The sequence below is a fragment of the Planococcus beigongshangi genome (assembly GCF_016820495.1).
GTDB lineage: Bacteria > Bacillota > Bacilli > Bacillales_A > Planococcaceae > Planococcus > Planococcus beigongshangi.
The window spans coordinates 1-453 of record NZ_JADHDU010000027.1; the positions used below are offsets into that span (position 1 = coordinate 1).

Annotated in this window: 3 tRNA genes; all 3 read left to right on the plus strand. The window is 44.6% G+C overall.

Going from position 1 to position 453, the window contains the following annotated elements:
- Positions 1–134 precede the first annotated feature (134 nt).
- The 3 genes from IQ294_RS16215 to IQ294_RS16225 all read left to right on the plus strand — a co-directional run bounded on the left by IQ294_RS16215 (position 135) and on the right by IQ294_RS16225 (position 415).
- A tRNA-Leu gene (locus tag IQ294_RS16215) sits at positions 135–220 on the plus strand.
- Positions 221–235: 15 nt separating this feature from the next.
- Positions 236–312: transfer RNA gene (locus tag IQ294_RS16220), tRNA-Arg, on the plus strand.
- A gap of 29 nt (positions 313–341) precedes the next feature.
- Positions 342–415: transfer RNA gene (locus IQ294_RS16225), tRNA-Gly, on the plus strand.
- The last annotated feature ends 38 nt before the right edge of the window (positions 416–453 follow it).

Genomic DNA, 453 nt, shown 5'->3' on the forward strand with positions numbered 1-453 from the left:
TGGTTCGAATCCAGGTACCCCAGCCATTTCTTGTGAATGAATCCTTAATTCGAATATAAAAGTTTGTCTCATGTTTTTGTTGACATGTTCTAGCTGAAAGGTTATAATATTCCTTGTCGCTAAAATAACTTAATGCGGTCGTGGCGGAATGGCAGACGCGCTAGGTTGAGGGCCTAGTGGGAGAAATCCCGTGGAAGTTCGACTCTTCTCGGCCGCACCATTACGTATTCCAGTTGCGCCCGTAGCTCAATTGGATAGAGTACTTGACTACGAATCAAGCGGTTAGAGGTTCGAGTCCTCTCGGGCGCGCCAATTAGTTTCTTCTATATATACATTTTAATGCGGGTGTAGTTTAGTGGTAAACCCTCAGCCTTCCAAGCTGATGATGAGGGTTCGATTCCCTTCACCCGCTCCATAACCTTTAATTTGAACCTTGAAAACTGAACAGCAAAA